General features: G+C 35.9%; 28 protein-coding genes. 15 read left to right on the forward strand and 13 right to left on the reverse strand.

The window, feature by feature from the left end; genetic code table 11:
* The first annotated feature begins 59 nt into the window (after positions 1-59).
* Positions 60-614, forward strand: coding sequence for a cob(I)yrinic acid a,c-diamide adenosyltransferase (locus tag CRO54_RS04695; protein ID WP_097129229.1), 555 nt, complete (start codon positions 60-62; stop codon positions 612-614).
* Positions 615-694: 80 nt separating this feature from the next.
* The gene (locus tag CRO54_RS04700; RefSeq protein WP_097129232.1) at positions 695-916 is read left to right on the forward strand and encodes a DUF2795 domain-containing protein; all 222 of its coding nucleotides are present in this window, start codon (positions 695-697) and stop codon (positions 914-916) included.
* A gap of 227 nt (positions 917-1,143) precedes the next feature.
* Here the strand turns inward: CRO54_RS04700 and CRO54_RS04705 are convergent, their stop codons facing one another.
* From CRO54_RS04705 to CRO54_RS04725, 5 genes are all read right to left on the reverse strand, one after another.
* A complete protein-coding gene (locus tag CRO54_RS04705; protein ID WP_097129235.1) occupies positions 1,144-2,322 on the reverse strand; it encodes a THUMP-like domain-containing protein in 1,179 nt (392 codons plus the stop codon).
* A 97-nt stretch (positions 2,323-2,419) separates the two neighbouring features.
* A complete protein-coding gene (locus CRO54_RS04710; RefSeq protein WP_097129238.1) occupies positions 2,420-3,685 on the reverse strand; it encodes an aspartate kinase in 1,266 nt (421 codons plus the stop codon).
* A complete protein-coding gene (locus CRO54_RS04715; protein WP_097129241.1) occupies positions 3,686-4,495 on the reverse strand; it encodes a DUF3298 and DUF4163 domain-containing protein in 810 nt (269 codons plus the stop codon).
* A gap of 10 nt (positions 4,496-4,505) precedes the next feature.
* Positions 4,506-4,973, reverse strand: a complete 468-nt coding sequence (locus CRO54_RS04720) for a GNAT family N-acetyltransferase (RefSeq protein ID WP_097129923.1) — start codon at positions 4,971-4,973, stop codon at positions 4,506-4,508.
* 41 nt (positions 4,974-5,014) lie between these two features.
* Positions 5,015-5,707, reverse strand: a complete 693-nt coding sequence (locus tag CRO54_RS04725; protein ID WP_097129244.1) for a YggS family pyridoxal phosphate-dependent enzyme — start codon at positions 5,705-5,707, stop codon at positions 5,015-5,017.
* Between the two features lie 165 nt (positions 5,708-5,872).
* On the opposite strand from CRO54_RS04725, the gene CRO54_RS04730 reads away from it, so the two are divergent.
* The 4 genes from CRO54_RS04730 (at position 5,873) to CRO54_RS04745 (ending at position 10,241) form a co-directional block, all read left to right on the forward strand.
* On the forward strand, positions 5,873-6,382 hold the full coding sequence (locus CRO54_RS04730; RefSeq protein ID WP_097129246.1) for a DUF4296 domain-containing protein: 510 nt from the start codon (positions 5,873-5,875) through the stop codon (positions 6,380-6,382).
* A 1-nt stretch (position 6,383) separates the two neighbouring features.
* A complete protein-coding gene (locus CRO54_RS04735) occupies positions 6,384-8,762 on the forward strand; it encodes an endonuclease MutS2 (RefSeq protein ID WP_097129249.1) in 2,379 nt (792 codons plus the stop codon).
* An 85-nt stretch (positions 8,763-8,847) separates the two neighbouring features.
* On the forward strand, positions 8,848-9,474 hold the full coding sequence (locus CRO54_RS04740; RefSeq protein ID WP_097129251.1) for a Crp/Fnr family transcriptional regulator: 627 nt from the start codon (positions 8,848-8,850) through the stop codon (positions 9,472-9,474).
* 224 nt (positions 9,475-9,698) lie between these two features.
* The gene (locus CRO54_RS04745; protein WP_097129254.1) at positions 9,699-10,241 is read left to right on the forward strand and encodes a GNAT family N-acetyltransferase; all 543 of its coding nucleotides are present in this window, start codon (positions 9,699-9,701) and stop codon (positions 10,239-10,241) included.
* 91 nt (positions 10,242-10,332) lie between these two features.
* On the opposite strand, the gene CRO54_RS04750 is transcribed toward CRO54_RS04745, so the two are convergent.
* Positions 10,333-10,911 carry a hypothetical protein gene (locus CRO54_RS04750; RefSeq protein WP_097129256.1) on the reverse strand — a complete coding sequence of 193 codons (579 nt, stop codon included), beginning with the start codon at positions 10,909-10,911 and terminating at the stop codon, positions 10,333-10,335.
* Positions 10,912-11,009: 98 nt separating this feature from the next.
* On the opposite strand from CRO54_RS04750, the gene CRO54_RS04755 reads away from it, so the two are divergent.
* From CRO54_RS04755 to CRO54_RS04765, 3 genes are all read left to right on the forward strand, one after another.
* Positions 11,010-12,089, forward strand: a complete 1,080-nt coding sequence (locus tag CRO54_RS04755) for a PQQ-dependent sugar dehydrogenase (protein WP_097129924.1) — start codon at positions 11,010-11,012, stop codon at positions 12,087-12,089.
* A 184-nt stretch (positions 12,090-12,273) separates the two neighbouring features.
* The gene (locus CRO54_RS04760; protein WP_097129259.1) at positions 12,274-12,981 is read left to right on the forward strand and encodes a CoA transferase subunit A; all 708 of its coding nucleotides are present in this window, start codon (positions 12,274-12,276) and stop codon (positions 12,979-12,981) included.
* Positions 12,982-13,053: 72 nt separating this feature from the next.
* Positions 13,054-13,713, forward strand: coding sequence for a CoA transferase subunit B (locus CRO54_RS04765; RefSeq protein WP_097129261.1), 660 nt, complete (start codon positions 13,054-13,056; stop codon positions 13,711-13,713).
* An 89-nt stretch (positions 13,714-13,802) separates the two neighbouring features.
* Here the strand turns inward: CRO54_RS04765 and CRO54_RS04770 are convergent, their stop codons facing one another.
* Both CRO54_RS04770 and CRO54_RS04775 read right to left on the reverse strand, forming a co-directional pair.
* Positions 13,803-14,645: an NAD(P)-dependent oxidoreductase gene (locus CRO54_RS04770; protein WP_097129264.1), complete on the reverse strand. Its 843-nt coding sequence runs from the start codon at positions 14,643-14,645 to the stop codon at positions 13,803-13,805.
* Positions 14,646-14,824: 179 nt separating this feature from the next.
* Positions 14,825-16,558, reverse strand: a complete 1,734-nt coding sequence (locus CRO54_RS04775) for a phospho-sugar mutase (protein WP_097129267.1) — start codon at positions 16,556-16,558, stop codon at positions 14,825-14,827.
* Positions 16,559-16,774: 216 nt separating this feature from the next.
* Here CRO54_RS04775 and CRO54_RS04780 point away from each other — a divergent pair, with 216 nt between their 5' ends.
* On the forward strand, positions 16,775-18,097 hold the full coding sequence (locus CRO54_RS04780; protein ID WP_097129269.1) for an aspartate kinase: 1,323 nt from the start codon (positions 16,775-16,777) through the stop codon (positions 18,095-18,097).
* 224 nt (positions 18,098-18,321) lie between these two features.
* A complete protein-coding gene (lysA, locus tag CRO54_RS04785) occupies positions 18,322-19,479 on the forward strand; it encodes a diaminopimelate decarboxylase (RefSeq protein ID WP_097129271.1) in 1,158 nt (385 codons plus the stop codon).
* A 69-nt stretch (positions 19,480-19,548) separates the two neighbouring features.
* Here the strand turns inward: lysA and CRO54_RS04790 are convergent, their stop codons facing one another.
* The 4 genes from CRO54_RS04790 to CRO54_RS04805 form a co-directional block, all read right to left on the reverse strand.
* The gene (locus CRO54_RS04790; RefSeq protein ID WP_097129274.1) at positions 19,549-19,764 is read right to left on the reverse strand and encodes a hypothetical protein; all 216 of its coding nucleotides are present in this window, start codon (positions 19,762-19,764) and stop codon (positions 19,549-19,551) included.
* Between the two features lie 39 nt (positions 19,765-19,803).
* A complete protein-coding gene (locus CRO54_RS04795) occupies positions 19,804-20,154 on the reverse strand; it encodes a DUF1801 domain-containing protein (RefSeq protein ID WP_097129276.1) in 351 nt (116 codons plus the stop codon).
* On the reverse strand, positions 20,154-20,546 hold the full coding sequence (locus CRO54_RS04800) for an SRPBCC domain-containing protein (RefSeq protein ID WP_097129278.1): 393 nt from the start codon (positions 20,544-20,546) through the stop codon (positions 20,154-20,156). The genes CRO54_RS04795 and CRO54_RS04800 overlap by 1 nt, the downstream gene beginning before the upstream one ends.
* Before the next feature lie 71 nt (positions 20,547-20,617).
* Positions 20,618-21,808, reverse strand: a complete 1,191-nt coding sequence (locus tag CRO54_RS04805) for an acyl-CoA dehydrogenase family protein (protein WP_097129280.1) — start codon at positions 21,806-21,808, stop codon at positions 20,618-20,620.
* A 106-nt stretch (positions 21,809-21,914) separates the two neighbouring features.
* Between CRO54_RS04805 and CRO54_RS04810 the strand changes: the two genes are divergently transcribed.
* Complete coding sequence (locus CRO54_RS04810) at positions 21,915-22,274, forward strand: dihydroneopterin aldolase (RefSeq protein WP_097129283.1); 360 nt, start codon at positions 21,915-21,917, stop codon at positions 22,272-22,274.
* Between the two features lie 13 nt (positions 22,275-22,287).
* Here the strand turns inward: CRO54_RS04810 and CRO54_RS04815 are convergent, their stop codons facing one another.
* Complete coding sequence (locus tag CRO54_RS04815) at positions 22,288-22,770, reverse strand: acyl-CoA thioesterase (protein ID WP_097129285.1); 483 nt, start codon at positions 22,768-22,770, stop codon at positions 22,288-22,290.
* A 78-nt stretch (positions 22,771-22,848) separates the two neighbouring features.
* Here CRO54_RS04815 and CRO54_RS04820 point away from each other — a divergent pair, with 78 nt between their 5' ends.
* From CRO54_RS04820 to rlmF, 3 genes are all read left to right on the forward strand, one after another.
* Positions 22,849-23,283, forward strand: coding sequence for an Hsp20/alpha crystallin family protein (locus CRO54_RS04820; protein WP_097129288.1), 435 nt, complete (start codon positions 22,849-22,851; stop codon positions 23,281-23,283).
* A gap of 256 nt (positions 23,284-23,539) precedes the next feature.
* Positions 23,540-24,853 (forward strand): nicotinamide mononucleotide adenylyltransferase, encoded by a 1,314-nt coding sequence (locus CRO54_RS04825; protein ID WP_097129290.1) that lies wholly within the window; start codon positions 23,540-23,542, stop codon positions 24,851-24,853.
* Positions 24,853-25,809, forward strand: a complete 957-nt coding sequence (gene rlmF, locus CRO54_RS04830; protein WP_097129292.1) for a 23S rRNA (adenine(1618)-N(6))-methyltransferase RlmF — start codon at positions 24,853-24,855, stop codon at positions 25,807-25,809. The genes CRO54_RS04825 and rlmF overlap by 1 nt, the downstream gene beginning before the upstream one ends.
* The last annotated feature ends 90 nt before the right edge of the window (positions 25,810-25,899 follow it).

The raw sequence follows: 25,899 nt of genomic DNA on the forward strand, positions 1-25,899 counted from the left end.
GAAGCTAGATATGAGATAAACTCATCTCAAATCTCAAATCTCAATACTCAAATCTTAAAATGAAAATTTACACCAAAACCGGAGATAAAGGGCTAACTTCGTTAATAGGAGGTACCCGAGTAGCCAAACATCATATTCGTATTGAAAGTTATGGTACGGTAGATGAGCTAAATTCTTACATTGGCTTAATAGGTTGTCAGGAAATTGACCCGCATCATCAAACAGTTTTAAAAGAAATTCAAGATAGATTATTCACGATTGGCGCTTCTTTGGCTGCCGACCCAGAAAAGTCTAAAATGAAAATCCCTGACTTATTGGAAAGTGATATCACACTTTTGGAGACTGAAATTGACCAAATGAATGATGCTTTACCTGCTTTGAAACATTTCGTTTTACCTGGCGGGAATACAACAGTATCTTATTGCCATATAGCAAGATGTGTTTGCAGAAGAGCGGAACGGTTAACCGTAGCGCTAGCTGAAGGCAGTTTTGTTGACAATAAAGTTACAGTTTACTTAAACAGATTGAGCGATTATTTGTTCATTTTAGGTCGAAAATTAGCACAAGACGCAAACGCTGAAGAGAATATTTGGCTACCACGTGTGAATAGTTGAAAAAAATATTTGCATAGCTCATTTTTTTTCACATGCTTTGCGCAAATAGAACATAGAACGAATTAATAATTATTTAAGATATGTATTGGACCTTAGAATTAGCATCGCATTTGGAAGACGCACCATGGCCTGCAACTAAAGATGAATTAATTGACTACGCTATCCGTTCTGGAGCGCCTGTAGAAGTTATTGAAAACCTACAAGCTTTAGAGGATGATGGCGAGCCTTATGAAACTATCGAAGAGATTTGGCCAGATTATCCTACCAAGGATGATTTCTTCTTTAACGAAGACGAATATTAAAAATATAAAGCCTCAATAAAAATTGAGGCTTTTGTTTTGTTAGTGCAATCGTTATTTCGACGAAGAAGAAGGAGAAATCTAACAGTTACTCATCCTGCTGTTCGGAATTTGAAATCCCGAACGCTATAACATCGGATTTGCAATCCGAAAAACTATTAAGTTACTCTTAAGAAAGATTGCTTTACAAAGCTCGCAATAACGAAAAACTCACGGAAAGCGGAGCTAAATTAGTAATACTGTACAATATTTGTCTTAAACACTACGTACTGCTGCTGCACTTGAGTGAAGACATAGAAAGTTTCTTGGTTTGGTTTTACCTTTAGCTTTTTAACCAAGTTTTCCGCCCGCTCAGGAAAGTTTCTAACAATGACGTTGCCTTGCAATGACTTTTTCTTTTTAAGTTCGTTAGGAGCCAAATTTGTTTCTATTTTAAAAACTCGGCCAATAAAGGATTTATCGAACTCCTCAGAAAAATATAAATGACTTTGTTTCCCGAGTTTCTTCAATTCGAATTGATTAGCAATTGCATTAAAAGCACCACTTTTCATTAGTGCAACATCTGGTTCGTACAAAAAACCTCCTTTCAATTCGATAGTTATATAACTCGTTCGATGGTCGTCATATAAAGGCAGCTCAATCTGCTTAATCTCGGTATTTAATGTAGTACAAACAATTTTCGGTTGTCCTGTAAATTCCTTATCAATAACCCATAATAGTTCCTTGCACTCATTCTTTACACTTACAATATGAATTTCCGAAACGTGTTTTAATTCTGTTAGACCAGCTTGAAGGTCCAAAAGAGGAGAGGTTTTAATGATGATTCTTTCGGCTTTTTTTAGCAATAAATCTAAATGCTCCACCACATTTGGCGTACAATCTGCCAGTTTGAATACTTTGCCACTTGTATTTCTTCTAGCTGGGTCTATGTATATCGTACCAAATGACTTATCTACGCTTTGCAGGTAATCCAATCCATTTACTGCTAAACAACGAATATTGGCCGCCCCTAATACTTTGGCGTTATGAGCTGAAATTGCCGATAGCTCGGTATTAATTTCGCAGCTGTAAACTTCATTTAACACTTGTGCAAAATAAAAGCTATCTACCCCAAAACCAGCGGTAATATCGATTAAAGAACTTCCTTTTACTAATTGTTGCTTATAAGTGGCTGTATCTTCAGACGAAGTTTGCTCTACGGATAAAGTGCTCGGATAAACGATATTTTCTTGATTAAACCAAGTAGGCAACTTCTTTTCCGATTTCTTCTTAGCAACAATCTGATTAGCCAACTCTGCAGCACTCAATCCATCAAAAGGAGACTTAGATAGTGCAATCTTACTCACCTCAGCATTTAAGTTGCTGTTAATATAGGCTTGCACTTCCTTTGATAATAGGGAATTGATCATAAATAGGTACTAGTGGTCAGGTATCAGTAATCAGTTTACAATTTGGATTAACCAGTTAACTAATTCAAACAGTTAACCAATTAAACAACTTCTACAATTAACCAATGTTTTTCATCACCATTTGGCAAGTATTTCTACTCTTCACTTCCAGCCAAACTTTCTTGCCTACAGTCACTCTATCAATAGTTTCTTGGTTGTAATAACGTATGGTTACCAATTCCATATCCTTATTGTATTTCACTTTAAAATCGGCAGAGAGATCATTAATTAAACTTTCAATCTTTTGCTCGTCGTTATCAATACTTATCGAAAAGCTAATAGCAGAGTTTAACATCGTATTTACTTTTACTCGGTTTCGATGGAAAATAGCGAAGATATGGCTTAAGTTTTCTTCAATAATAAAAGAGAAATCTTTTGGAGAGATGGACAACAATACCTGATTTACCTTGAAAATAAACGACGGTACGGGAAGGGTAGTAGCCTCGGCACTAATTTCTGTTCCAACTTCTTCTGGATGAATGAACGACCTTACATACAACGGTATCCCTTTGTTTTGTATAGGTTTGATGGTTTTAGGGTGGATTACTGTAGCTCCATAATAGGTAAGTTCAATCGCATCGTGATAAGATAATTGCGGAATTTTCTCTGTTTCATCAAACCACTTCGGATCTGCGTTTAAAACTCCAGGCACATCCTTCCAAATCGTCATTTTCTCTGCATCTAAGACAGCACTAAAAATAGCAGCGGAATAATCAGATCCTTCACGACCTAATGTGGAGGTAAAGTTTTCGCTAGTGTTGCCAATAAAGCCTTGCGTAAGTAAAATACCTTGTTCTAAATAACTTGGCAAATGTTTCTGTATCTCTTTGGTAGTCTTATCCCATTGTACATTGGCTTCGCGGTAATTGTTATCCGTTTGGATGTAGTTACGGGCATCTTGCCAAATACAAAAAGTACCTTGCTGATTGATATAGGCAGCCACGATTTTAGAAGAAACCAATTCGCCGATAGATACAATTTGGTCATAAAGATAATCAGCTGTATCTTCTGCATCTTCTTCTAATAACCATTCTATTTCTACAAAAGTATTAGCTACATCGTTGTAAACAGGGTTTCTGGTATCGGTAAATAATTTACTAATGATATCAAAATGGAAATCCTTTACACTTTCCAATAGTTGGTGTTTACGCTCGTCGCCGTTGATATGTGCAAAAGCCAATTCTTGCAATCTATCAGTGGTTTTATCTATGGCAGAAACTACTACAAGTAGGTTTTTAGCGCCAAAAGACTGTATAATTTGAGTAACGTTTTTTATTCCTTCAATATTTTTGATGGACGCGCCACCAAACTTGTATACTTGCATTTATTCGGTTGGAGTTAAGATAGTTTGCGGTTTAGCGATGCCGCTAAGTTCGGAAAAAGGAATTATTAATTCGGTAGTACCGTCTGCATAAGATTTAATTTCGTAAGCGTTATATAAAAATACTAAGCCTTTATCGCTTACATAAAAAGTTTTGGGTAAGGTAAACCTGCCGTTAGTAAAGAAATATCTTTTATCCAAGGGTTCGGTTGAGCTGATTTTTTCGTTGCTTCTAAAAATACGTTCACCGATTTTCAATAGTTCAGCTTTCTTTTCTGGCAAAATCAAAGAATCTAAGGTAACAGCCTTATTAGTTTTAGGATTGAAATTAATATACGAAATTATCGTATTACCGTGTGCACCACCTGCATAATCTGAATGGATATATTTTAATGCTACGTAATTGTGCAGTTGTCTAATCACCTTAATATCAATTAGTAAATACCACCATTGCGCTGTACCTGGATTTGCTACGTAAAACTCGTTATAGCCTCTGATAAAACTACCGGCAATATCATCAAATGCAGTAGGTACTTCTTCATCTCCAAAATAATGGAACACCTGGCTTTTAATGTAACTATTTAAACTATCGTTTTCAAAAACTGGATATTTTACCACTGCTTTAGCTGTATCTGCCAGTTGGTTTACCTCAGGTTTGACAAAGTTGTTACTTACCACTTTTACCGAATCATAACGATAGGTTAGGGTATCATTTTCGGCAGTAATGACGTGAGCTACTTTCTTCTCTTGATTATCACTTGTACAAGCCCACAAAAGACTGATAGCAAATAGCGGCAGGATGATTTTTTTCATAATTAATTATTTAAAGCACACTTAACTGTTCTTTGGTAAACGATGCATTTAACCATTCGCTTTCATAAGTCGCATTGTATTTATCGTAGAAATTAATGGCTGGTGCATTCCAATCTAACACTTGCCAGTTCATTCCGTTAAAGTTTTTTTCTTTGGCTTCTTGTACTACACGGTCAAATAAAAGCTTTCCGATTCCCTTTCCTCTGTACTGTTCAGTAACCAAAAAATCTTCTAAATATAAACGACAACCTTTCCAAGTTGAGTATCTCACATAAAACAAAGCCAAGCCAACAATGGTTTGCCCATCTACCGCCACAAAAGATTTCCAAACCGGATTTTCCCCGAAACCAGCTGTAACAAACTCTTCTAATGTTACCGTAACCTCCTGAGGTGCATTTTCATAAATGGCTAATTCGGTAATTAATTCTAGTAGGCGAGGGCAATCTTCAGCTATTGCTGTTCTTAACTGGATATTCATTTGTAGTTGTTTCATTTTTTGGAAATTGAATATTGGTTATTTTATTCCTGATTCTTCCAGTGCTTAATCACTCTTTTACCAAAAATATTACTGCCAATCCTTACTATGGTGCTGCCTTCTTCAATGGCTAATTTGTAATCAGCAGACATGCCCATTGAAATTTCCCTAAAGAAGTCGTCCTTTCTAAAGTAGCTTAACTTAATACCGTCAAATAAAACTTTTAGCTCGTTAAATTCGATACTGGTTTGTTTTTCTTGGGCTGTGTTAGTAGCAATGCCCATCAATCCAACAATCCTAACGTTTTTCAAAGCAGTAAATTCTTCCGAACGCAGTAGCTCGATTGCTTCATCAAAGGCTAAACCAAACTTTGTTTCTTCGTCGGCAATATAAATTTGCAACAAACAATCTATCACACGGTTGTGCTTAGCAGCTTGTTTATCAATTTCTTTAAGCAGTTTTAAACTATCTACAGATTCAATCAGTTTTACAAAAGGAGCAATGTATTTTACCTTATTGGTTTGCAAATGACCAATTAAATGCCATTCGATATCATCAGGTGTTTGCGCCTGTTTTTCCACCATTTCTTGCACTAGGTTCTCTCCAAAAACTCTCTGACCAGCTTCATAAGCTTCCATTAAAGCCTCCACTGGATGGTTTTTAGAAACAGCTACCAATTTTACACCGTCACTTTCAATTTCGTTTTTATATTTTAATAAGTTATCAGCAATGCTCATTTATCAGTATTTTTGGACGTAAAATTAATTATTACGGATGAAACCACCTAGATACATCGAATTTTTAACTGATGTATAAAAAGTTAAATCCTATTTTACGAATAAAGCCACATCTATTTTAGAACAAAACGATGCGGTTTAAGAAATAACATTTGATATATAGAAATGACTAGATTTTTGTTGCTTTTGCTAAGTGTTTTAAGCATAGCAGCCTGTAAACCAGGCATACCCAAGGATATTGTACAACCTAATGAAATGGAAAAAGTGCTGTTTGATATTCATTTAGTTGACGGTTATATCGCCAATATTCCTACTCAAGATAGTGCTAGAAAAGTAGGTGCACCGATATATAAAGGCATCTTTAAAAAATATGGTATCGATTCTGCTATGCATGCAAAAAGTATGGCGTACTATTATAATCATCCAGATTTGTTATCAAAAATGTACGACAGAATTAGCGAGAAAATGGGTAAGACCAGAGATGAGGAAGCTAAGAAGCGAGAGAAAGAAGAAAAGTTAAAAGCTGAAAAAGAACTGAAAAAGCAAAAAGCTGCTGAGGCTAAAAGAACAGATTCACTTAAAAAATTAAAGAAAGCGAACCAAATAGATACATCTAGGAAAGTTCGTAAACCGTTAAAAGCACTAATTAGCGCTCCAAAATCTACAAAAAAATAATATGTTGTACCCCGATAATTGCGAAGAGAGATTAGGATTTAACGAAGTTAGGCAATTGGTACGTCAGCATTGCCTAAGTACAATGGGACAAAACTTGGTTGACAAAATGCAAGTCATGTCTAAGTACGACCAAATTGACAAGTTTCTAAGGCAAACAAAAGAATTCAAGAGCATTCTCGAAAATCAGGAGCCGCTACAAATTAATGCCTTTTTCGATATAAAAATACTAGCAGAAAAAATTAGGGTAGAAGGTACTTATTTAGTTGAAGAAGAACTTTTTAAGATCTATACTTCGCTACAAACCGTTTTTTTTGTCATCCGTTTTTTTGATGAAAGGAAAGAGCTTTATCCAAGCTTGGAAGCTTTGTTTGAACACCTTCCGATAGAAAGAGATATCCTTCGGAAAATAGAAACTGTGTTAGATGCAAAAGGAAAAATCAAACCTAATGCATCTAAAGAACTGCTTGAAATTACAACTTCCATTGCCAAAGGCGAACAGGAAGTACGCCGTAAGATGGATGCCATCTACAAAAATGCAGTGGCAAGTAATTGGGTAGCTGACGGCAGTTTAACGGTACGTGACGGGCGAATTTGTATTCCCATTTTAGCAGAAAACAAACGTAAACTGAAAGGTTTTATTCACGATGAATCTGCTAGCGGACAAACCGTTTATTTAGAACCGGAAGAGGTTTTTACGCTCAACAACAAGCTTCGGGATTTGGAGTTTGATAGAAGAAGGGAAATCATCCGTATTCTCATTGCCACCACAGATGAACTGAGACCTTACACTCCAATTCTATTATCATACCATGGTTTCTTAACCAAATTGGATTTTGTAAGGGCAAAAGCTTTGTTTGCTATTCAGGTGGGAGGGCAAATGCCTTTGTTACTCAAAGAGCCAAAAACAAAGTTGATTAATGCTCGCCATCCTCTATTAGTACTATCGTTTGCTAACGAGCAGAATGGTAAGAGCGTGGTTCCTTTGAACATTCACATGAACGATGGAATGCGTATTGTACTGGTTTCTGGACCAAATGCAGGTGGAAAATCGGTTTGTATGAAAACCGTTGGTTTGTTGCAGATGATGCTACAAACTGGCTTGTTAGTTCCCGTGGATGAACATAGTGAAATGGGTATCTTCCATCAGATTTTTGCGGACATTGGTGATGACCAGTCTATAGAATCGGATTTGAGTACTTACAGTGCCCATTTGAACAAAATGCGTTATTTCGTAGCTCATGCCAACCCGAAAACTTTAGTACTGATTGATGAGTTTGGTACTGGAACCGATCCTCAATTTGGAGGCCCAATGGCGGAAGCCGTTTTAGAAGTGCTGAACAATAAGAAAGTTAGAGGCGTAATTACCACACACTATTCTAACTTAAAACTTTTTGCTGGTGATACCGATGGCTTAGAAAATGCTTCGATGTTGTTTGATAACAGCAAAATGAAACCTCTTTACATTTTGGATATTGGCAAGCCAGGAAGTTCATATGCTTTTGAAATTGCACAAAATATCGGATTACAAAAAGAGGTTCTAGAACTGGCTAGGCAAAAAATCGGCACTAATCAAAACAGCATTGATAGTTTGTTAGTGAATCTAGAAAAGGAGAAACGTCAGGTTCACGAAACCAAGGTGAAATTAGCTAATCAGCAGAATAAGCTAAACCAGCTCCTGTCTGAAAACGAAAAGCAGAAATCCTTTCTAGAAGAAAACAAAAAAGTACTTATTAAGGATGCCAAAGTACAAGCTCAAAACATCATTAAGGATGCCAACAGATTGGTAGAGAATACCATTGCCGAGATTAAGAAGAAACAAGCAGATAAAGAAGCTACCAGAGAAATCAGGCAAAACCTACAAAAAGGATTAGCCAAAAATGAAGTTAAAATTGAAGAGCCTAAACCTGTAATTGAGTTTGATGATAGTGAGCTAGAAATTAATGATTGGATTCAGTTACGTGGTACGGAAAGTACAGGTCAGGTATTGGAAATCAACAAGAACGATTTGGTGGTGGCTTTCGGAGACCTGCGCTCGGTTGTAAAGAGAAATAGAGTACAGAAGATTAGCAATAGGCAGGTGAAGAAATTAGTGCAACGCAGTTCTTACACTAGCAGCTTAAATGATGCAGTTAGCAGTTTTAGAGCCGAACTGGATTTACGTGGAATGCGTGGCGAAGTAGCTTTGCAGGAACTGGAAAACTACATGGACAAAGCCATTATGTTGGGCTTCCCATCAATTAAAATTATTCATGGTAAAGGCGATGGTATTTTACGCAAATTGATTAGGACGCATTTGAAATCATATAAACAGGTAGATAGAATGGAGGATGAACATTTAGATAGAGGCGGGGATGGAATTACTTATGTTCATATGAAATAGTTTGTTAACCACAGATTCACAGTTTAATTTTTAAAATAAAATTTCTGCGTATCTGTGGTTTTTAAAAAAGTATCTAGTATAAACCATGAGCATTACCGATGAAAATAAGTTACTATATCTCGATAATTTAAAAACTTATTTATCAAGCTATTCTGTCATTAGCCAAACTTCATTCGAGCTCATCAAAAGCTTGATTAAATTTCAACAATTATCAAAAAATGAAATTCTAATAGTAGAAGGAGAAATTGCAAGAAACATTTATTTCTTAGCAATTGGTGCTATCAGAGCATATTCTAGTGATGCAGATGGGCACACATATAATAAAAACCTCTTCCTAAAAAACAGAATGGTAGGTTCAATGGTGTCTTCGTTATTACAAAAGCCATCCACTTTTACCTTGCAAGCTTTAGATGAATGTACGTTACTCAGTATCAACTTTAGTAATTTTAAACAACTCATTAACCAAAATGAAGACCTAAAAAACTATTACATCGCCTATTTAGAAAAGGATTGGGTGATCGCAAAAGAACAACGAGAAGTTTCTTTAGTAATGGACAATGCAGCTATTAGATATCATAAATTGCAAGCAGAACATCCAGATATTGACCAACAAATTTCATTGCATCACATTGCTTCGCATTTGGGCATCACACCAACGCAGCTCAGCCGAATTAGAAAAGCTTTAAAAGCTCAGCAAAATCAACATATGTAAATGTTTTAAACTTACAAATGTGAGAACTTTGTCGACATGAAAATATCAACGAATTAAACATAAATAACCTTACTGCCTTATGGACAAAAGTTGCTGAGTTAACTGGCAACTACACCAAAGATAAATCACTTGAAATCAGTGCAGTAAAACATTCAGAATGGCCAAACAAAATATGGATAAAAGAAGCTTTGAATAAAGAGTTGACAAACAATTTGGCAAAGCAAATGACTTCATCTGATATCAGTTTAGTATTTCCTCATTGGGATATTTATTCGAATGAGACTTCTGAAATAATCCCAGCTATTTTCAGTCAAAAATCTGAGCAAACGGGAATGTCGCTTCAATTGAATCAACTATTTGAACTGTCAAACTTGTTAGAATTTAAACGTGTGTCTACCATAGACGACGTGACACTTTGGAGTTCCATTTATCCAAAATGTTTTGGCTACGTAATTTCGGAAGATATACTATCTAAAACCAAAGATGACATAGCTTATTATCTATTTTATTCTGACGAAGAAATTGTAGGCACAGCTATCTATTATCCGAGCCAGCAAGTTGTAGGTCTACACGGCGTAGGCATTGTTCCTAAAATGAGGAAAAAAGGTTTTGCTGAGGAAATTATGCGAATTCTTTTGAATAAAGCAATAGAAGAAGGTTTTACCCATGCTGTTTTACAAGCATCCCCATTAGGTAAAGGAATTTACAAAAGATTAGGTTTTACAGAAGATTTTATGATTAGAAATTATGGTTTAAAATCAATTTAGCTGTGTTTTATTCGTAATCACATTTTGGCTAAATTGGATTACAAATCCAAGGTTAGAGAATCGGGATTGCAAATCCAGACTAGCAATAAATCTATTTTTTGGGTACTTCAACAATTATTGGCTTACTATAGAAAACAGTAACTTTACCGTCATAATCTATTTGGTCAAGTTTAACATAATATGATTTGACCACTTTTGAAGGTGTAGTTTCCTTTTTTGAACAAGAAATAAGTACTATTGCAAATGTTGTAAAAAAAGCAAATCTTAAAAATCTATTTCGAACATTAGGTATAAGTAAAAACATTAAGAAGGGAAACATAACTGCTAAATTTATTGAAGCTACGTTATGGATTATAAATTGATACTCTTTCAATGTAGAACTATTATTGGAACCTATAACTCGACCTATCTTAACAAAATTTCGACTATCTTTTTCAGCGATATAAAGATCAAAGTGAGAATTATTTGCTTCGCTTGAAGTGCTCCAGTTTACCGTAATCTTATTCGGTTCTTCGCTTTTTAAAGCTATACTTATAAGTGAAATTGGTAAAATCTGATTTCCTCTATTTTCCGAAACACTATTATTAGGAACTTGAGCGTATCCATTTAATAGAAAGACTAAAAAAAATAAAGAAATGATTGCCTTTTTTAATAAGTTGGTATTTTTCATCGGCGCTAATTTTATCAAAAATAAAATCTTTATACAATATACTTTAATTATTTAGAACTAAAAGCTTCAGTGGTTGTTTTTCAGTAAATGTGATGGGTATGAAGAAATTACTACTAGCTGCAGGCATTTTGCTATTCATTATGGCTTGCAAAAAAGACAGGAATGATGAAGATTTGACTCCTGTAGATTTGAAAACCAAAGTGCTAGTGTCTAACCTTAACTTGCCTTGGGAAATTATTTACGGCCCTGATAACTTGATTTGGTTTACTGAAAAGGCTGGTAAGATTAGTAGGATAAATCCAAGCAACAATCAGGTTATAGCTTTGCACACCATTTCTGATGTTAGGGTACAAGGTGAGGGTGGTTTGCTAGGGATGGCTTTGCATCCAAACTTCAACACTAGTCCGTTTGTATATGTATTTTATGGTTATGGAAATCCTTATAAAAATAAATTGGTCAGGTTCAATTATGCCAATAATGCTTTAAGTAATCCACAAACTTTATTAGATAATATTCCAGCTTCTTCTAATCACAACGGTTCGAGATTATTAATTTCTGGCGACAAGTTATTTGTAACCACGGGTGATGCTGAAGACCTGAATACACCCCAAAATGTAAATTCGTTAGCTGGCAAAGTATTACGTTTAAATTTAGACGGCAGCATTCCTGCAGATAATCCTTTTCCGAACAATCCAGTTTGGTCGTACGGACATCGTAATGCGCAAGGTTTAGCAATGGTTGGAAACAAGCTATTTTCTTCTGAACATGGTCCATCTACAGATGATGAAGTTAACATCATAGAAAAAGGTAGAAATTACGGCTGGCCAACAGTGACAGGAAAATGTAATGCTAGTGGCGAAACGGCCTTCTGTAACCAAAATAATGTCGCAGAATCTATCATAGAATGGACACCGACCATTGCACCTAGTGGAATGACATATTACAATTCTAATTACATACCTCAGTTTAAAAACTCATTATTATTAGCATTTTTAAAAGGGAATAAATTAATGCAATTGAAGCTGAACGATGCACAAACTGCAATTGTTGAAACCGAAGATTTTTATGTAGGAGAATTTAGAAGGATTAGAGCTGTGACTCAATCTCCAGAAGGCAAAATTTATATCTGCACTAGCAATGGTGGTAATGCAGATCAAATTGTAGAGATATCGAAGTAGCATTATGCACAGATGCACAGATTCCAAATTTAAGTTAAGAAATCTGTGTATCTGTGGTTTCTAAAAACACAACCTCTTAGTGTAGTTTTTACAACACTTAGAACTAAATTTTGCTTTTGTAAAGCAATAAAGAAATCCTATTTTAGCCAGCACTTGCCCCGAACATTCGGGGAATACACCAAATATGATTAATAAAGTAGTAGCAAATGCTGATGAGGCAATAGCTGATATTACAGACGGAAAAACTTTAATGCTTGGCGGTTTCGGCTTGTGTGGGATTCCTGAGAACTGTATTTCTGCCTTGGTTAAAAAGGGGGTTAAAGATCTAACCTGTATTTCTAATAATGCCGGAGTTGATGATTTCGGTATAGGCTTGATGTTAAAACAACGTCAGGTAAAAAAAATGATTTCTTCTTATGTGGGCGAAAATGCCGAGTTCGAACGCCAGTTATTGAGCGGCGAATTGGAAGTTGAATTAATTCCACAAGGAACTTTAGCCACTCGTTGCTTGGCGGCTGGTTATGGTATGCCTGCAATTTTTACGCCAGCAGGTGTAGGAACCGAAGTTGCAGAAGGAAAGGAAACCAGAAACTTCGACGGTAAAGATTACCTAATGGAGTATGCTTTTGATGCTGATTTTGCCATTGTTAAAGCATGGAAAGGCGATACTGCGGGTAATTTGATTTTTCGTTCTACCAGTAGAAACTTTAATCCAGTAATGGCAATGGCTGGTAAAACAACCATTGCAGAGGTAGAGGAACTGGTAGAAATTGGAGAACTAGATCCAGATCATGTTCATACACCAGGAGTTTATGTACATCGAATTTTTCAAGGGAAGGATTATGAGAAGAGGATTGAGCAGCGAACGGTGAGGACAAAGGAACAAGGATAAAAGAGCAAGGAATAAAGACTAATCTAATCCACTTTGTGCTCTCTGTGCCTTTGTGGTTAAAAAAATAAGACAATGCTTGATAAAAATGGCATCGCGAAACGTATCGCTAAAGAAATAAAAGACGGCTACTATGTGAACTTGGGTATTGGCATTCCTACTTTGGTAGCTAATTACATCCCTGAAGGAGTTAATGTAGTACTGCAATCTGAAAATGGTTTATTGGGTATGGGGCCATTTCCTTTTGAAGGAGAAGAAGACCCTGATTTGATTAATGCTGGAAAACAAACCATTACCACTTTGCCAGGTTCCTCCATATTTGATTCGGCAATGAGCTTTGGAATGATTAGAGCTCAAAAAATTGACTTAACCATTTTAGGGGCAATGGAGGTTTCTGAAAATGGAGACATTGCCAATTGGAAGATTCCAGGTAAAATGGTGAAAGGAATGGGTGGCGCAATGGATTTGGTAGCTTCTGCAAAGAATATTATTGTTGCCATGCAGCACGTTAACAAAGCAGGAGAGAGTAAGTTGTTGTCATCTTGTACTTTACCTTTAACAGGAGTGAAGTGCATTAAAAAAATTGTAACTGAGTTAGGTGTGTTTGATGTTTTACCTGAAGGTGGATTTAAACTTTTGGAAAGAGCACCAGGTGTTAGTGTAGATGAAATTAGAAAAGCTACTGCTGGTAAGCTATATGCAGATGATGATGTGCCAGAGATGGCAGTTAGTTAGCCTCTATTATTAAACCTCGTAGGTTTTAAAAGCCTACGGGGTTTCCAATTTATGAAGTTAAAGGTTTAAAACTTCGCAAATCTTTTAAATTATTTCAACGCTTCTATAATTCCAATTACATCATTCTTGCCTAAGCCTTTGTTATGAGCATCTTGGTAAGTGTCAATCATGGCTTGCGATAAAGGAAAATCAGCACCTGCTTTTTGAGCTAGTAGGATATCCTTCAACATTAAATCTAAAGCAAATGCGGCAGGATAATTGTCATTAATTAAAAGAGGTGTTTTCACTTTGGTAGCGCCATTTCCACAAGCACTCTCATTAATGATTTCCAGCATATCCTTGCGGTTTAAGCCTAACTGCTCTGAAAACAAAACTGTTTCTGCCAATCCTTGATAAATAAGGGAAAGAAAATAATTGATGGAAAGCTTCGCAGCAACACCACTTCCATTTGCACCCAAGTGTTTGGTGAGTTTTCCTAGTTTCTCAAAATAGGGTTTAGCCCTTTCTATATCTTTTTCATCGCCACCAGCCATGATAATTAAAGTTCCTTCTTTAGCTGGTATGGTGCTACCAGCAACTGGTGCATCTATAAAACCTGCATTTTTATCTTTAATTAGTTTCGCATTTGCTAGAGAGCATTCCTGAGAAATAGTACTGCAATCTATAAATAGCTTTCCGCCTAGTTCTTCTTTTGATATTTCCTGATAAACTTGATTTACTGCATCATCATTGGTCAACATCGTGAAGATGATGTCACTGTTTTTTAACAATTCACTAATGCTTTGGCAAACTACTGCCTGTTCTTTAAAATCTTCTGTTTTGTCTAAAGAACGGTTATATACCGACAAATTATGACCTGCTTTTAATAAGTTTTTAGCCATAGGATTCCCCATATTGCCCAAACCTATCCAACCTAATTTTGTATTTTTCATTGTGTTTTTTTATAACTGCTCAAAATAAAAATATGCCCGTCATTTCGACGAAGAATGAGGAGAAATCTAGCAAGTTAGATTTCTCTCTGCGTTCGAAATGACGGGCGGAAAATAAAAAACTAGAACTATGTATTTTAGACTTACGAAGTTTTGAAAACTTCGTAAGTCTAAAGAAAATTCTAAGCTTGTAAATCGCTCATGATAGTTTTAATCTTATCATTCAGCTTTTGCTCTGTCGCTTTAAATTCCTCAGTACTAGCTAAAGGTTCGTTTACGCTGCAATAAAACTTAATTTTAGGTTCGGTACCACTTGGACGAGCAGATATAATACTACCATCGGCGGTAATAAACTGCAAAACATCTGATTTAGGGAAACCTAGGTCTTTACTTGAACCAGCTTTAATATCGGTTTCTTTATTTAATTCGTAATCTTTTAACGTCACTACAGGAGAACCGCCCAAAGTAGCAGGAGGGTTATTTCTAAATTGCTCCATCATCGCTTTGATTTCCTCGGCACCAGTTTTTCCTTTCTTAGTGATAGACACCAAATCCTCTTTGTACATGCCATACTTCACATACATCTCAATCATCGCCTCGTATAAGCTACTGCCTTTATCTTTGTAGAAAGCAGTCATTTCAGCAATAAATGCACAAGAAATCACTGCATCTTTATCACGTACCAAATCGCCAACTAAATAACCATAACTTTCTTCACCGCCCACAATAAATTGCTTTTTGCCCAAAAGTTCAGTCATAATTTTCCCAATCCATTTAAAACCGGTTAGCGTATTGAAATATTCAACACCTTTTTCATCAGCGATAGCTTTAATTAAAGGCGTGGTAACGATAGTACTCACCACGTATTCATTACCAGTTAGTTTACCTTTTTCTTGCCAAGCCGTTAACATGTAATTCACCAATAAACTTCCTGTTTGGTTACCATTTAATAACACAAACTCACCATCGGTATTTTTCACTGCGATACCTACACGGTCAGCATCAGGATCTGTTGCCAAAACTAAGTCAGCATCAATTTCTTCCGCCTTTTTCAATGCCAAGGTTAAGGCTTCTTTTTCTTCTGGATTTGGATAAACTACCGTAGGGAAATTACCATCTGGTTTGCTTTGTTCTTCCACAATAGTCACATTGGTGAAACCAAACTGTGCCAAAGCAGGTGGAACTAAAGTAATTCCGGTTCCGTGAATAGGAGAGAATACAATCTTCAAATTCTTCTGACGCTCAATCGCATCTGGAGACACAGAAAGTGAGGTAATCTTGTTCAGGTATTTTTGGTCAATTTCTTCTCCAATCAATTCTACGTTAGCATCAACTCTTTCGAATTTAACCTCATCAATACTTTTAATCGCCGCTACTTCATCCATTACCATTTTATCATCAGGAGAGGTAAACTGACCACCATCAGCACCATAAGCTTTATAGCCATTATATTCTTTAGGATTATGCGAAGCAGTTAACATCACACCGCTTTTACAACCTAACTCGCGAATTGCAAACGAAAGTTCTGGTGTTGGACGCAATGCCGAAAAGAAATAAACTTTGATCCCATTGGCTGAAAAAACGTCTGCAGTAATATTCGCAAATACATCCGAATTATTTCTACTATCGTGAGCAATAGCTACACAGATTTTTTCTCCTGAATATTTCTTCAATAAGTAATTCGCTAAACCTTGAGTAGCGGTACCGATAGTATACTTGTTTACACGGTTAGAACCAGCGCCCATAATGCCACGCAAACCACCTGTTCCGAACTCTAAATTTCTATAAAAAGCATCTGTAAGCTCCGTGTAAGCTTCTTGGTCTATTAATTTTTGTATAGCTGATTTGGTGATTTCATCATAATTACCGTTAAGCCATTGTTGAACGGTTGCATTGGTGGTTTGTTCTAATTGCATATTAATATATAAGATTAATGTCGATATAAATACAAATTTTATTCGGTAGGGTTTGGTAAATTTAAATAAATCGATATTTTATTTTGCTGATTTAGCTGAAATTAACAGTCTTTTATTTATTTTCACAACCCATTACAATAATAACAAAAATCTATATCCTATAACCTAAAAAATGAAATCATTCTGTTAGTCAGAATAAATTCACAACTAGAAAAAATGAAAATTTTAAAATTTGGTGGTACCTCTGTGGGTAGCCCAGAACGTATGAAAAAATTGTTGGACATCGTTAATCCAGCAGAAAGACAAATCGTAGTATTATCAGCAATGTCTGGTACTACGAACAGCTTGGTAGAAATTTCAAACGCGTTACTGAAGGAAGATAAGAAGAAGGGCATCGAATTAATAAATACTTTAAAGGAAAAATACGACGTTGTTGTAGCGGAACTTTTGCCAGAGAGCGCAGGAGGCGATTTTAGAGCGCAAGGGCAAGAAGTGGTAGATTATCATTTCAATTTTCTCAACTCTTTAGCTAATGATATTTTTACAGCTATTGAAGACAAAGTAGTTTTAGCACAAGGTGAGTTATTATCCACTACATTATATCACGTTTATTTGAAATCTATTGGCGTACCGTCGGTATTATTACCAGCTTTAGATTTCATGAAGATAGATGAGGATAACGAACCTGTTATTCCTTACACTACCGAAAATTTAACACCAATTTTAGAGGCTAATCCTGATAATAACTTATTTATTACCCAAGGTTTTATTTGCAGAAATAGCTTTGGTGAAGTAGATAATTTACGTCGTGGTGGTAGCGATTACACTGCTTCTTTGTTAGGTGCTGCAATTTTAGCAGAAGAAGTTCAAATTTGGACGGATATTGACGGTATGCACAATAATGACCCTCGTATCGTTAAAGGAACTAAGCCAATTGCAAATCTTTCGTTCGACGAAGCAGCTGAGTTAGCTTATTTCGGTGCAAAGATTTTACATCCGCAGTCGGTTTTTCCAGCACAGAAATACAAAATCCCTGTTCGTTTGTTAAATACGATGGAACCGCAAGCTTTTGGTACCGTAATTAGCACCGAAAGTGAAAAAGGTAAAATCAAGTCTATTGCTGCAAAGGATGGTATTACTGCAATCAAGATCCAATCGAGCCGAATGTTATTGGCTTATGGTTTCTTGCGTAAGGTTTTCGAAGTTTTCGAACGCTACAAAACGCCAATTGATATGATTACCACATCTGAGGTTGCAGTTTCTTTAACTATTGATTTTACCGATAACTTAGATAAAATTGTGGAAGAACTGAACTCTTTCGGAAGTGTTGAGTTAGATAGAAACCAAACTATTGTTTGTGTAGTTGGTGATTTTGGTGCAGAGAAACATGGCTTTGCTTCTAAAGTATTAGATGCAATAAAACACTTACCTGTAAGAATGATTTCTTATGGTGGTAGCGCTTATAATATCTCTCTATTAATTAATACTGATGATAAAGTAGAAGCGTTGAGAAGCTTACACAATAGGATTTTCGAATAGATTTTATCCCAACAAACCTTGCAGGTTTTAAAAACCTGTAAGGTTCATATTTCTATCGATAGTAGAAATAAATAAAAACAAAGATTAATATCAATACAATTGAGATACGAATTCTTCTTTCGAACTCTCTGCGGCTAATATTTCCGCGACGGTAATCAATATAGTTACCTACGTAGATAACCGTGAAAAAGAGTAGGAAGAGAAGGAGTATAAATTTCAAGATTATGTTTTCCGATAAAGATATAGCACATTTTTCGAATTTAGAAACACCATTTTATTATTACGACCTGAACTTGTTGAGAGAGACACTAAAGGTTTGTAGTGAAGCGGCTAATGCGTATAATTTTCATGTGCATTATGCCATGAAAGCTAATTTCAACGATAAGGTTTTAGCGCAAATTAAACAGGCTGGCTTTGGTGCTGATGCGGTGAGTGGTGGTGAAGTAAAAAAAGCGATCGAAAGTGGCTTTGCCAACAATAAAGTAGTTTTTGCAGGTGTAGGTAAATCTGATAGGGAAATTAACTACGCTTTAGACCAAGATATTTTCTGCTTTAACGTAGAATCTCTACAAGAGCTACAGGTAATTAATGAACTAGCAGAGAAAAAGGGTAAGGTAGCAAAAGTAGCCATCCGTATCAATCCTAACGTAGATGCGCATACACATGCGAATATTACTACAGGATTGGACGAAAATAAGTTCGGTATCAATTCTTGGGATATGCCTGCTTGTGCCGATATTTTAAGTGTTTCTGCAAATCTTGAATTTGTCGGTATCCATTTCCATATTGGCTCTCAAATTACCAATTTAGACGTTTACAAAAACCTTTGTGTGCGTGTAAATGAATTTGCTGCTTGGTTTGAAGACAAAAACTTTAAAGTTAAGGTTTTAAATGTTGGTGGCGGTTTAGGTATCGATTATCACAATCCAAACGCTCAAATTCCAAACTTTGAAGCTTACTTTAAAATATTCGCTGATTTCTTGGATATCAAGCCTCACCAAGAAGTACATTTTGAATTGGGTAGGGCGTTGGTTGGTCAGTCTTCATCTTTAATTAGCCGGGTGCTTTACGTAAAAAACGGCAAGAAAAAGAATTTCATTGTTTTAGATGCCGGTATGACTGAGTTAATGCGACCAGCTTTGTATCAGGCATACCATCAAATTGAAAATATCTCGCCAAAAACTACTGAAACAACTGTAAAATATGATGTAGTTGGACCTATTTGTGAAAGCACAGATTGCTTTGGAAAGGAAGTAGCTTTGCAAGAAACTTTTAGAAATGATTTGATTGCGATTAGAAGTACAGGGGCTTATGGCGAGGTAATGGCTTCTAATTATAACCTGCGTGATGCGATTGTAACTGTTACCAGCGAAGATTATTAGTAATTAAACATTAAGGAGTTAAGAAAGGTTAAGCCTTAATATATCTTAATTCCTTAATGTTGAAATAATTTATCGCCTTCTTCTGGCTGCAACATATACTACAACTCCTGCAAGCATTGCTATTGCTCCCACGTATGGAGGCCAGTTTACAGTTTCTTGTTTGTCAGCAGAAATTTCAATTGCGCCAACATCAACAATTTTCTCTTTTTTAGTGTAGGTAAACCCACTCCAAACTAGCATAATTAATCCAACTACGATTAATAAAACTCCTAATGATTTTCCCATAACAATGATATTTTTTTGATATGGAACAGCTTAACAAAGCTAATTGTTTCGTAACTTAATATTAGTTGTTAGTAAAGAGATGATTTTTTCAAACGGTAAATCTTCATTAGGATTGACCAATAAAATTTTCATTTTGGCTCGCTTTTCAACTAACAAATCTCCGTCATTTAATAAGTGGCCATCTACAAAACCAATATAAGGCTGTTTAAATTTCTTATGAATCCACAAGTAACATAACATTTTTCCGTTATAACAGAAAAATGGAAGTTTATACTTCCATTCTGCGGTAATGTCATCGTCTGTCGATAAGATAATATCTCTCAAACCCAGCAAGCAACTTTGAAAAGGTTCTTCTTGCTTTAAATAGAATTGATCAAGTTCGCTTAACATTACGAATAATCTTCTTCCTCAAAGAAATCGGCTAAACCACCTAGGTAATACTCATTAATGCCTTCAGTAAATTCCTTATAATCTTCTTCTGGAATATTAGTTTGTACAAATTCTAACGAAGTGCCCTTTTTGTCTGGATGAAGCTTGATAGTCACGATTGAAGGTTCATTATCTTCGCCAAAATACCATTGCTGCACAATTTTTTTGTTAGGCTCGAATTCGATGTTTTTCCCTACGATATCGCCATCCCAGAACGAAAATTCTGTTCCAGCTTCTTCTTGAAATTCTACCTCAGCACCAGTCCATAGTTGAATGCTTTGCGCCTTGGTTAAACCTAAATAAACTTCTTCAGGAGGAGCGGGCAGTAGTATATATTTTTTAAATGTTTTCATTGTTTTTTGTTTAGCGATTAGCGTTTGCGAAGTTACATTATCAATGCCATACGCTAATCGCTTATCTAGAATTATTTAAAAGCATTAAGTCCAGTCACATCCATCCCTGTAATTAGCAAATGTACATCATGTGTGCCTTCATAAGTTACCACAGATTCTAAGTTCATCATGTGACGCATAATCGAGTATTCTCCAGTAATCCCCATACCGCCCAACATTTGACGGGCATTACGGGCAATATCTAAAGCTATCTCTACGCTGTTACGTTTAGCCATCGATATTTGCTCAGCAGAAGCTCTATTTTCACTTTTTAACTTGCCCAAACGCCAAACCAATAGTTGTCCTTTTGTAATTTCGGTAATCATTTCAGCTAACTTCTTCTGTTGCAACTGAAAACCACCGATAGGCTTACCAAATTGTTCACGTTCTTTAGAATAACGTAGGGCTGTATCATAGCAATCCATAGCAGCGCCTAATGCACCCCAAGCAATGCCATAACGAGCTTGGTTCAAACATCCCAACGGACCTTTCAAACCTTTGATATCAGGGAATACATTCTCTTTTGGAACTTTCACGTTATCAAACACCAACTCGCCAGTTGCTGAAGCTCTTAAACTCCATTTATTATGTGTTTCTGGAGTGCTAAAACCTTCCATTCCTCGCTCCAAGACCATTCCTCTGATTTTACCTTCTTCATCTTTAGCCCAAACCACGGCAATATCAGCGAAAGGAGCATTTGAAATCCACATTTTAGCGCCGTTTAAAAGATAGTGGTCGCCTTTATCTTTAATGTTGCTTACCATACCACCTGGATTAGAGCCGTGATCTGGCTCTGTTAATCCGAAACAGCCCATCAATTCTCCCGTCGCTAATTTCGGCAGATATTTTTTACGTTGTTCTTCAGTTCCATAAGCATAAATAGGATACATCACTAACGATCCTTGCACCGATGCTGTAGAGCGGATGCCTGAATCACCACGTTCAATTTCCTGCATAATAATACCATAGGCAGTATAATCCAGGCCAGCACCACCATATTCTACAGGAATAGTAGGGCCAAAGGCGCCAATTTCTCCCAAACCTTTAATCAATTGTCGAGGAAATTCTGCCTTTTGCGCATAATCTTCAATAATCGGACTTACTTCTTTCTTCACCCATTCTCTAACAGAAGCACGAATTAACAAATGTTCTTCAGACAAAAGTTCGTCTACCAAATAGTAATCTGGGGCTTCGTAAAGGTCTTTTCTTGCAGATTTGCTCATTTCAAAAAGGATTTAGGTTTTTAACTGGTTACGTTCAAAGTTAGTAAAATACCTCAATCGCTAAACAAAATTTAGGTATAATTGCGTTCACAAAACTTTACAGGAAATGTACACTCAAACAGTTGCTTTAAGAGACGTTAGATGCCATGCACTTCATGGATTTTATCCAGAAGAACATTTGATTGGCTGCATTTTTATGGTAGATATTGAAGTCACTTTTGAACCTAATGATGATACCGAAAACTTAGACAAAACGGTAAACTACGAAGTGCTCAACAAAATCATCCTTAGTGAGATGGCTAACACACAAAAACTTCTGGAAACAGTAGTAAAAAATATTTTGGATACAGTAAAAAAGAGCTATCCATTTATACTTACAGCAAAAGTGGGCATTAGAAAAATGAACCCACCTATGCCTGGCCAAATAGGGCATTCGTTTGTGCAATTGAGTTATAGTCAAATTTAAGCTTCTAACTTCGTTATAGTTGCTCAAAATCAATCATTTTGTTTCTTTCCTTATCAGGAATAACTGCTGGACTTTTAGTGTCGTAATCGTAAACCACACAAACGGTTTTTCCTTTGCTACAAATAACTTCTTCACCATTCTTGATCTTAACGATGACGTATTCTAAATCGAAACTGGTGTTACCAATGCGAGAAGTGCGTACGTAAACACTTATCTTATCTCCTAAATGCAATGGCTTTACATAGGTATTTTCTGCCTTTCCAATTACCACACCGGTTTTTTTCCAATCCCATTGGATAGCTTGCTGCCAATATTTAGTTCTTGCAATTTCCATGTAGGTAAAATATACTGCATTATTTACGTGACCCATCATATCTAGATCGGTAAAACGCATTTCTAAGTCTGTTCGATACTTGAAAACATCGGTCTTTATCTCTAAATCTGACTTTTTGTCATTAGTTATTTCTTTTTTACGCCAAAATGTCTTAAAAATCATATTGTTTCTCGATTGGAATGTAGTTTGAATAAGAGTGAATAACAGTTAAAAATTAAAAAAATAAAAAGGAGATATAACATGAGCTTAGTAAAATTCAACAACAGAACTAGAAACACAGCACCTTACTTTAACAACGTATTTGATTCATTGTTTAGCGATGCATTAAATAAAAACTATGGTGTAAATAAAATGCCATATGTAAATATTTCAGAAACTGCAGATAGTTATAAAATTGAGCTTGCAGCACCTGGTTTAAACAAAGAAGATTTTAAAATCGAATTAAAAAAAGATAACCTTTCTGTTTGGGCCGAGAAAAAAGTAGAACAAACTGAAGAGCAAAAAAATTACACTCGCAAAGAGTTCAACTATTTATCATTCGCTAGGTCATTCGTATTACCAGAAGGTATTGATGCAGAGAAAATTAATGCAGAATACTTAAATGGCATTTTGAATATCACCATTGGTAAAAAAGAACAAGCTAAAGACGATCATAAAGAAATTGTAGTTTCATAATACAATGGTTTGATTAACCCAATGTGGGTTTGGTTTAAGGTTACAAGGGCGCATTGAAAAATGTTGCCCTTGTTTTATTAATAGCCAAAAATCCACAGACTTATCATTATTTCGGGTTTTCATTATTAAGTTTAAGTAAAATCATTGTTGATACTTGTAAAAAAATATCTGTGCATCTGTGGCTAATATTGTTTAGAACAAAACCAAATTAACAGCGACAACTAGGCTAATTAACCGTTTTTATTAATTTTGCAGCATGCAACAAGAAATCATCGACATCAAGCGTAAGGCACTCAAGATAAATCTGAATCCTAAAATCTACGGCACATTTGCAGAAATAGGTGCAGGACAGGAAGTTTCGAGGGCATTTTTTAACGTTGGTGCCGCATCTGGTACCGTTGCAAAAACCATATCAGCTTATGATATGACTTTTAGTGACGAGATTTATGGTGCCGAGGAATCTGGAAGGTACGTAAGTCAGAACCGATTAATTAAGATGCTCGACCACGAATATTCTTTGTTGATTGAGCGTTTAAAGGGAGACAAACATGGTGATAAAACCTTCTTCGCCTTTGCTAATACCGTTACTACTTTAAACTACAAGCGCACAAATGACCCTCACGGTTGGGTTGGTTTGCGTTTTCAAAGCGAACCAGGTGGCTTGCCGAATGAAATTTATTTCCACGTTCGTTTGTTAGATACCGATGTGCAAATGCAGCAACGTGTATTGGGAATGATTGGTGTAAACTTAGTTTACGCCGCTTTTTATTATGCAAACGACCCGAAAAAAATGATTGAATCTCTAGTGGACAACTTAAACGTTGGCTCGGTAGAAATTGATTTGATTTCGGTACAAGGTCCTGATTTTAAAGACATCAATAACTTATTGCTTAACTTATACTTGATTGTTAAAGATTTCTCAACCGCTGCAATATTTGATTCAGACTCACATCCTCGTCAGGCGAAAGATTTGTTGTACAAGAAAGACGTAATGATTTTACGTACCAAATATGGTCAAAAATCAAATCCTAACTTTAGTTTATTTAACAAAGCAGCCGACCAATTTAAACTGGTAAACAAAGTTGACGACAGCAATTTAATTGTAATGATTGAGGTTTTAATCACAAACGTTTTAACCGCTGCACAGGAAACTCCAGATGATATTGATTTAGAAGTGGTAGCAAAAAGAGCAGAGGAGATGTGCAAAACAGGTAACTTCGTTATCGTTTCTAACTTTACACGCAAAAATAGATTAGCAAAATATTTGGATAGATGTAGACCGAAAAGTGTGGGTATGTCTACCAACATCAACAACTTGAAGTTCGTTTTCAACTCTGCAAATTTTGGAGAAAACTACACGGGTCACTTGTTAAGCTACGTAAATGATATGTTCAGCAGAAATGTAAGATTGTTTGCTTATCCTTTCTTAGACAAAAAAAGTAATACTGTAATTACGACCAAAAATATGCCTGTATCTACAGAAGCCAAACCTTTGTTCGATTTCTTGATTTTGAATGGTTACATTACCGATATTGATCATTATAGCGAAGGCGAAGTAAAAACAGTTTAATGAAAAGCAATAAGGATAATTTGGCAGAGAAAAGCAGTTTACACATTAGAAACAAGCATAAATCTCGTTACGATTTTAATAGCTTAAAAATAGCTCTTCCCGAACTTTCCGAATTTGTATCCATTAACAAATATGGAGACGAATCGATAGACTTTTCCAATCCTAAAGCTGTTAAAACAATAAACAAGGCTTTACTAAAACATTTCTATCAAATTGATTTTTGGGATATTCCCGAAGGATATTTATGCCCACCAATACCAGGTAGAGCCGACTACATTCATTATGCTGCCGACTTGTTAGCATCTTCTAACGAGCAGCACATCCCAAAAGGCAAAAAAATTAAAGTGCTAGACATTGGTGTAGGAGCAAATTGTGTTTATCCAATTATTGGTCACCAAGAATATGGCTGGCAGTTTGTAGGTTCCGATATTGATGATATTGCCGTTAAATCTGCAAAAAACATCGTTGAGGTAAATAACACGTTAACAAAGTCTATTGAAATAAGGCTGCAGACATCTAAAGCGGATATTTTTAAAAGCTTAATTCGTAAGGAAGAGAAATTTGACTTGACGATTTGTAATCCTCCCTTTCACGCATCAGCGGAAGAAGCAAATGCAGGCTCACAACGAAAGAACAGAAATCTGGGAAATAAAAACTACGCCAACCCAGTCTTAAATTTTGGTGGTAAAAATACCGAATTATGGACTAAGGGAGGTGAAATTGCTTTTATTGGAAAAATGATTGACGATAGTAAACTATTCAAAAATCAATGTCTGTGGTTTACAAGCTTGGTTTCTAAAAGCGAAAACTTAGGCGGAATTTACGCTATGCTAAATAGGGCAGAAGTAGCAGAAGTAAGAACCAGCGAAATGAGTACGGGAAATAAGATCACCAGAATTGTAGCTTGGACCTTTATGGATGAAGCACAACAAAAGAACTGGGTTAAAGGCTGGTAATTTATTTCGCACCTTAATTTAAGCTATCAAATTAAGCTTTAGCATTTAACGTCGTCACCCTGATTTTTTTGGTCTGTTAAGAAAAAAAGA

The organism is Pedobacter xixiisoli, from assembly GCF_900215335.1.
GTDB classification, from domain to species: domain Bacteria; phylum Bacteroidota; class Bacteroidia; order Sphingobacteriales; family Sphingobacteriaceae; genus Pedobacter; species Pedobacter xixiisoli.